Genomic DNA, 8,348 nt, shown 5'->3' on the forward strand with positions numbered 1-8,348 from the left:
GAGGGCCGTTGTCGCGGTCGTTGCGGGCGATGGTGGAACGGTCGAAGTCGATGTACTCGGCAGTGCCCAGGGTTGCGTTGGTGTAATACGAGATTTTCGGGGCGATCAAGTGGGCGTCGTCGCCGATGAATTCAAGCTCGATCTCTGTGGCTTTGATGGCATGGCCTATGCCGGTGCTGCTGGTGCCATTGGTCTCCATGACATACACGCCATGGATGATCGTGAATTTTTTCTCGTGGTCTGGCCAGGTAACGTTCCAATCAGGGCGAAGGGTTTCAGGGCTGATTTTGATAGTGGCCGATTGTGAGTCCTGATTAGGCAATAAAGTGTCTTGAGCCGAACCCACCTTAAGATTGACCTTGAGCCGGTTGCTCTCAGGCGTGGGATTACTCATTGAGCTTGGTCGGGCGAGGAACTGCAGAAACTTCAGGTCTCCGGAACTGTATACGGGGTAGCTCGTGGGGTGTAGGCCGCCGCTCGATAGGTTGAAGGTGTTCAATGAGACAAGATCACTTGGGCGGGCCTGGACTCGACGCAACAGGTCTCTGTTTACCCTTTTACCAGCGAGGTCTGTATGGTGACCGTTAGGACTAAAAGTTACGTGTTGTTCGTTCTCGTCTGATATCAGACCATTCAACCCTCCTGGCAACATGAGCCATACCCGACCCCGATAGGGGCTCGAAAACACCCCGGCCGTGCAGGTCAGTCGGGAGTTGGGCAGCAGAGTCGCCATAATCTCGCCATCATCTTCTGGCAGATAAAATTCAAATTCGTACCTTTCGGTGCCAGTAGTCGAGGTGATCTTGATGCCGCTTTCTTTTGCAAAACGCGTGTTGACTCGCGTCGTAAACTTGATTTCGCGCCTGGCTTCATCCCACTGGATGTCGTCGCCATCGACGGTGTGCAGGATTCGTGGCTGCCAGCCTGCATAGTTCCAGCCTTGCAGGCCACTGGTTCCCGAATGAGGACAGGTGGTTTGGCTAGAAGGCTTGATTCGGATCGAGACTCCCGTTACAGGGAATTGGAAGCGCCCGGCATTGGTATCGGCGGCAGCGAACAGGATGCCGACGCGCATGACCAGATTACGATTCAGTCTTTTGTCCTCCTCCTCGTTTTCTTCCTCAGTGCCATCAACCAGACCGTGTTCCGGGAACAGATCGAAGCTGTTGAAGTTCTTGTCGATCTTCAGGGTTTTCAGCAGGCGGTACTTGTCCAAGCGGCCGTCGGTAGTACTGGAACCCTTGACGTAACCGGCATACATGGCCAGGAATAACGCTTCGGGGTTGGTCGAGACATCGACGACGGCAATGGTGTCGAGGTCGATCTTGTGAGTGCCGTACTCGGGGTTATCCTTTTCTTCATCCGTCCACTGGTAGGTAATGGCAACAGGATCCACTTCGGTTTCCATGTAGCACTGCGGCGCACTCCAGCTGTCGTCGTACTTTTTGTACGTCAGGTTCAAGCGCAGCTTCGATGTGGCTTTGGGCTTGGCCAGCTCACGGAATTCATAAGTGCCGTTTTTCGGCGGTACAGCTTCCAGATCACCGCTGCCTGCCGGGTCGACGCTGTCGATCAATTCGACCCAGGTCACGAACAGCCGGTTATTGAAGTACACCGGACGGATGGTTTTCTCGATCGCGGCCTCCGAGATCGGCAGGTTGGCCCGTTTCCAGTCCGACCAGGCGCCTGGCTGCGGGTTGTCCTGCTTGGGGCCCGCGGTGCCGGACAGGTAGCTGCGCTCGGACATGTTCACCGAACGCCAGTAATAGGCACCTTCGGCGCGAGACTTGCCGATGAAATAGTAGTTGGACTCCTTGAAGTCGGTGCCGGCGATGTAGCCGTTGATGATGGTCAGGTTGGCCACTTCCTCGAAGCTGGCCAGGTAGGCCTGGACCGCTTCCTGGGTGGTGTCGACGCTGATGCGGTTCTGGTTGATGTCGTTTTCCAGCTGCTGGAAGTACGCCGACTTCTTCATGCGCAACGACGGGTCGATGTACAGCGACGGGTACCAGGCCAGTTGCTGGTTGGCGGCCCACAGCGGGTATTGGTTGCGCTGGTCGCGCCACTCGGTGAGTAGCGCTTCGCTGAAGCGTACATCGTCATAACCTGGCTCCATGCCCAGCAGGGCGCCGTTGATGTACTGCTGCAGGCTGGCGATGGCGCTGGCCACCGGGCTGGTTTCCACGGCCTGGGTGACTTGGGTGTCGAGCAGCAGGTACTCGTACAGGTCGTTTTCGGTGCGCAGTTTTTCGGTCAGCCCAAGTTCCTGCAGGGTGGTGTCGTTGGGCACCAATTCGCCCAGGTAATAAGCGACGAGGGCGTCGCGAAAGCTTTCGTTGAGGGTTGCTGCAATGGTCATGGCATGGATTCCTGTGTGGTGGTTCAAGGGTTTTTTGGGTTGCCTGTATGGGCCTCTTCGCGGGCAGAGCCCGCTCCCACAAGGATTTTGTGAACACTTTGAATCCTTGTGGGAGCGGGCTCTGCCCGCGAAGGGGTCGACGCCGATGCTTCAGGCTTAAGCGCGAACAGCCGCCATCGCCGCCTGGCCTACCGCCTGCCAGTCAGCCTCGGGGCTGCCGGCCGTCAGCGAGCAGGCTTGCAGCAAGGTCGCCGCGTTCAGGCCCGTCTCGAGCGACACGGCCTGCGCCCGGCGCAGCCAGTCGATGTGCGCGACGGTCTTGGCGGTCTTCTGCGGCAGCAGCTCGGTCAGCAGCGCCACTTCGGTTTCGCGCCAGCCCAGCAGGGCCGACACTGCGGCATTGCAGGTTTGCGCCTGCACAGCCAGTTGGCGCTTGCCAGGGCGCTTGGAAACCAGCGCGTTGGCCTGTTCCAGGTAGCCCAGCAGGCGTTCTTCGGGTTGGCTCAGGGTGTCGAACAAGCCGTCGTAGGCTTTGAACGCTCGCAGGTTGTCCAGGCTCAGCGGCCAGAGCTTGGCAGTGCCCAGCCAAGCCGGATTGACCAACAAGATACGCAGCGCCTTGGCGCCGATGCCGACCCAGCTCAGGGCCTTGGCGCAGGCGCTGACCTGATGCAGCTGGGCCAGCACCGCGGCAATGCCGGCTTCGCTGGCCGCACCGGTGGCAGGCCAGGCCTGCAGCACGCCGACCAGCAACTGCTGGGGCGATACCTCGGCGCAGCGACCCACCAGCACGGCCAGTTCCGGCAGCAGGGTGGTGTGTTCCTGCAACAGGGCTTCGACCAGGCGCTGTTGCTGGGTGAGGGCATCGAGCAGAAATTCGCTCAGCGCGGTAATGGCGGCAGCTTTGTCAGTGTCCGTCAGGCCCTGATCTGTGACCAATGCAGTCACTTTGGCCACCAGTTGCTCCGCGTCGCTGTCTTCCACGGTGAGCGCCGGGGCATTGACCAGACCATGTGTGTCGATCACAGGCGCAGCACCTTTGCCCAGCTCGGCGAACCAGTCGATGGCCGCGCCGGTAGATTTGGCGGGCAGGTTGAGGGCAGCAACAGCGGCGGCCGTCACGACCTGGGTACGCGTGTCGCCGGCCAGTTGTTCCAAGCGCTCGAGCAGGCTGGGTGCGGCTACCGGAACCGGGCCGGCGTCCACCATGTCGCGCAATTTGGACACGGTCAGTTTGTGGGTCTTGAGCCAACGCACGCACTCATCCAGTTGCATCAGAATGTCCAGCACGTCCGCTTCGGCTTCTGCGCCGGCTTCCCGTGGCAGCAGAACACCGGCCGTGCATTTGCGCACGAATTCGACGCCGCCCATCAGACGCAGCAAGCCATCCAGGTCGGTCACGTTGATGCTGAACAGGGCAGCAATGCGCGCTTGGCGATACAGCGCCGACACTACTGGCAACGAGCGCTTGAGCGTGCCGACGTGAGCAATGGTATTGGCTGCCGCCACGCCAAAAGACGTCTCGTCGTGCAACAGACCCAGACCGGCGCACAATTGACCAATGGTCTTTTGCGAGTCCATGTCGGACGGGGTTTGGGTGAACGCGGTTTGATCCAACTGCAGTGGGGTGCCGAACAGCACTGGGCTGTTGAAGACGCGATCGAACAACGGCAGCGTGTCGCCACTGGCGAAGGGGGTTATGTCGTGTATAAACGCTGCGAACTCTTCCGCACCGATGCCGTAGTGGCGGTTGAAGTAGCGATAGGCGCCCAGGGTGCGCAGGGTGTTCTGATTAGGCTGCAACGCCGGGTTGGCATCGCCCTCGGCGCGCATGGCCGACACAATCAGCGTATCCAGTTCGGCAAACGGGATATTCGTCCAGCGTTGCAGACGGATCATGCGCTGCATCCGGTCGAAACGGTCAAGAGAGGTATTGCCCAGCAACAAGGGAGAGGTGTCGGCTCCTTGCCAGAAATTCAAGGCGTTGTTGTATTGCTCTGTGTTGGCTCCTGATTTGTAGTTGTCTTGGCCGCCCGTGCCGTTGACGTAGACTGCCCCGTAGCTCATTGGGTTGGGCATGCGCCGCTCCGGCCTGCTTGAACCGGTCTTGTTACCTATCGGACAGTTCGGTGAAAGCTGCGGGAAAGCCCGCTTCTGCGCAATCAGTGACTGCAACTGATCGGCATCTACACCTGTTGTCTGGCAAAATGTATTCACTTGGCTCAACGAGCAGTTGTCGAATACAAGTTGCTCGATGCCGTAGTGCTCGCGGAAGAAAAGGGTTTCTTCGGCAGTCAGGTTACGGCCTTGGCCAGCAATACTGCCGGTATAGATACTCACGCTCAGACGGCGACCGATACGGATCACACCGTCGGTTTTGGCCATCACGTCAATCAGCAAAGGCGCATGAAACTCACCCTCGAGGGGCCGGCCGCCGTTATCGGCTGGATCATACGTGATACGTAAACAGATGCCCTGATTCAGATCGTTATGGGCGGTAGGTAGCGGCCATGACCCGCCGCTCCCCTCGCGCAAGCCATGAGCTCTCAGGCTAACGGTCTGCGTAACGCCGTTGTGCTGCAAGGTCATCATGATCAGACTGTATTGCTCGTGATGAGTGACATTCGAGACTGCAGGCTGAACCGGCACCTCGAAATGTGTAGTGCCCGTAGTCCACAGATAGGTGTTGGACTGGACAGGGGAATACCACGAGTTATCACTCAGTGTCCGGCCCAGGGCCGGAAACAGGCTTGGCTGAACAAGCAGACGTTGCTGCACCGGGCTCAAACCTGACATCAGCGGCAAGGCGTGGCTTTGGCCGACAGGTTGTTCCAAGTCGCGGGTCGCCAGGGCGTAATTGACCTCCCCCAGCCCCGGCTTCTCTCCACCCAACGCCAGACTCACCTGCTGATGCGCGAAGTGATACGGAAACACGAACGGGTGTTTCTTCTCCGCTAGTAGCTGGTGGATCGGCCGCACATCGTCTTGCTCTTTCTGGTACTTGTTGATGCCCTGGGTCAGCACGTCATTGACCAGGTCCAGCATGGGCCGGCTCTGATAGGTGCTTTGCTCGTCGATCAGCATCTGGTCCAGATCGGGACGGCGCACCGCCAGCGGGATGCGCAGGGGCGAGGTGGAGGCGCCTTCGATCTTTTCGGCGGCGAAGCGGCGCAGCGAGCCCAGGTAGGCCACTGGTCCGTCCATGGCTTCGATGGCGCCGACCTTGCAGAACTGGTCCCAGTTTTCCTTGAACAGGTTGGGGTAGCTGGGGCCGACGTTGACCAAGGCGCGCACGCCGGTTTGCGGAGCGATCAGCGGCAGGCTGCGGCCGGACGAGACCTGCTCTTCACGGAAGGAGCGTGCGATCTGGTTGGCGTAGCACATGGCATTGTCGTAGGCCAGGTCACCGTCGGCGTCGCTCAGGTTGCGCAGTCGGCTGGTGAATTCGAGCTTGGGCTGACGGATGATGTCGAACACCGAGCTCATGCCCATCTGCGGCATGGCGTCGGCGAAGCTGAGGCGCCCGGCGATGCGGGTTTCGGGCTGCTGGGGTACGAGGTTTTCGAACAGTGGGTTGTAGACCGGCTCCTGCTCAGCCGGCAGTTCGATTTCAGGGGTCAGGTCTTCGTCGTTGTCGAAGATGGGGTCGGGCAGTTCAGGCGTGTTCATGGTTCGCACTCGTTCAGGGAAATGACAGCCTGACGTTTTACGGTGCGCGAATACTTGGTGGTATCCGTAGAAGTGATAGGTAGGCAAGGCTTCCAGGTGGGTGTAGGGAGGGGGGAGTGAGACGCCAAGGGCAGGGGTACACACGGCAAGCTGCCCCGCTTGGGGCAACTTGCCGTGTGCGCTTTACGCAGTCTTCAGGGCAATCTTCTGGCTGCTGATCACACAGCGGTGGCCGTAGTAATACAGGCCACTGGCGTCGCACTCCTTGCCCGAATAGCGAAAGGTCTTGTAGCAGGCCTCAAGTTCGTTGCGTGCCGCCCACACGGCAGTGCCGCCGAAAGGGTAGTACTCTTCGCGACTGATCAGAGCACCCTCGCCATCGACTTCAAGCCCGCCGCTGCCAATCAAGTCGTCGTAACTGTAACGCAGGGCGCCGTTGTCGACGCCATCCGGTCTACCCTGCGTCCACAGCAGATAGAGGCTGTCATAAACAAAGCGGCTCTGCGCGGGCACCTGCTGGTTACGCCAGAAGCGGGTGGCCTGCGCCGTGTCTTCCACTGCCGTCACGTTGCCGGCTGGATCGTAGCTGTAGCGCAAATCCTGCAGGCGTTGCGCCCCGAGTCGATGGCCAGCCGGACGCTCGACGCACACGCCGACCAGACGCAAATCGCAAGGGTCGTAGGTGAAGGTGCTGAGCACGCCATTACCTTGTTCCTTGCGCAGCAGTTGGCCGCTTTCACTGTAGTGCTGGGCAATCACCACCGGTTGTTCGCCCTGGCCGTTGAGACGTAGCCAACTGGCCTTTTGCAAGCCAAGTCGATCGTAGGCAATGCGCTGGCGGTGCAACTGCGGGTCGATCTGCGTGATCAGGGTGTCGGTGGCGTCGAGCTGGTACTGGTGGGTGAGCGCGTCGGTGTCCAGCAGGGCATTCCAGGCCTGTTCATCGGTGCCCTGCCAGTTCGCTTGGCTGTCGCCGCGCAACAGTCGACGGCTTTCACACAGTACCGCGCCGTTGACGCTCAGGGCCGAACGCTGGTGCAGGCCGCCCGTGTCGTAATGCCTGACACAGCGACCGCTCAGGTTGAGCGCTTGCATGGAGGCGCTGGGGGTGGCCCAGATGAAGCGCTCGATCACCTTGCCCGCGCCGGCCTCGGTGTGTTCGGTGACGGTGCTGACCCGGTCCGCGGGCTGGTTGGCCAGGTAGGCCCAGGTGCGTTTGATGCCGGTGGCGGAGAGGCTCAGAGCCGGTCTGCTCAACGCATCCGATACTGTCAAATGTGCCAGCTAGACAAACTGGCTGAAACGAAAAAGCCCGGCACGATGGCCGGGCTTTCGTGGGTCGCACGCAGCGTTTACTGTACTTCCACCGCCAGGCTTTCGGCGATCTTGCCCTGCCAGATGGCCGGGCCGGTGATGTGTACCGACTCGCCTTTGCTGTCGACGGCCACGGTCACGGGCATGTCCTTGACGTCGAACTCGTAGATGGCTTCCATGCCCAGCTCTTCGAAGGCCACCACGCGCGATTTCTTGATGGCCTGGGCCACCAAGTAGGCGGCGCCGCCCACGGCCATCAGGTACACAGCCTTGTGATCCTTGATCGCTTCGATGGCGGTCGGGCCACGCTCGGATTTGCCGATCATGCCCAGCAGGCCGGTCTGGTCGAGGATCTGCCGGGTGAACTTGTCCATCCGCGTGGCCGTGGTCGGGCCAGCCGGGCCAACCACTTCTTCGCGGACCGGATCGACCGGGCCGACGTAGTAGATGAAACGGCCCTTGAGGTCCACCGGCAGGGTTTCACCCTTGTTCAGCATCTCGACCATGCGCTTGTGCGCCGCGTCGCGACCGGTGAGCATCTTGCCGTTGAGCAGGATGGTCTCGCCCGGCTGCCAGCTTTGCACTTCTTCAGGCGTCAGCGTGTCGAGGTTGACGCGGCGAGCCGACGGGCCGGCTTCCCAGACGATTTCCGGGTAGGCGTTCAGGTCCGGCGCTTCCAGTTCGGCCGGGCCGGAACCGTCGAGCACGAAGTGGGCGTGACGGGTCGCGGCGCAGTTGGGGATCATGCACACCGGCAGCGAGGCGGCGTGGGTCGGGTAATCCATGATCTTCACGTCGAGCACGGTGGTCAGGCCGCCCAGTCCCTGGGCGCCGATGCCCAGCTGGTTGACCTTGTCGAACAGCTCCAGACGGATCTCCTCGATACGGTTCTGCGGGCCGCGGGCCTTGAGTTCGTGGATGTCGATGGACTCCATCAGCACTTCCTTGGCCATTACCGCAGCTTTCTCGGCCGTGCCGCCGATACCGATGCCGAGCATGCCGGGCG

Annotated in this window: 4 protein-coding genes; all 4 read right to left on the reverse strand. The window is 60.6% G+C overall.

Going from position 1 to position 8,348, the window contains the following annotated elements:
* Nucleotides 1-2,359, reverse strand: a 2,359-nt coding sequence (locus B2V21_RS05075) for a neuraminidase-like domain-containing protein (RefSeq protein ID WP_286916210.1), incomplete at its 3' end; no start/stop codon positions are given.
* A gap of 156 nt (nt 2,360-2,515) precedes the next feature.
* A complete protein-coding gene (locus B2V21_RS05080) occupies nt 2,516-6,028 on the reverse strand; it encodes a Tc toxin subunit A (RefSeq protein ID WP_286916211.1) in 3,513 nt (1,170 codons plus the stop codon).
* A 183-nt stretch (nt 6,029-6,211) separates the two neighbouring features.
* Nucleotides 6,212-7,285 (reverse strand): RHS repeat domain-containing protein, encoded by a 1,074-nt coding sequence (locus tag B2V21_RS05085; protein WP_286916212.1) that lies wholly within the window; start codon nt 7,283-7,285, stop codon nt 6,212-6,214.
* A 95-nt stretch (nt 7,286-7,380) separates the two neighbouring features.
* Nucleotides 7,381-8,348: FumA C-terminus/TtdB family hydratase beta subunit (locus B2V21_RS05090; protein ID WP_286916213.1), on the reverse strand; the 968-nt coding region annotated here is incomplete at its 5' end.

The organism is Pseudomonas sp. UBA6276 (genome assembly GCF_002438365.1).
Taxonomy (GTDB): Bacteria; Pseudomonadota; Gammaproteobacteria; order Pseudomonadales; family Pseudomonadaceae; genus Aquipseudomonas; species Aquipseudomonas coleopterorum.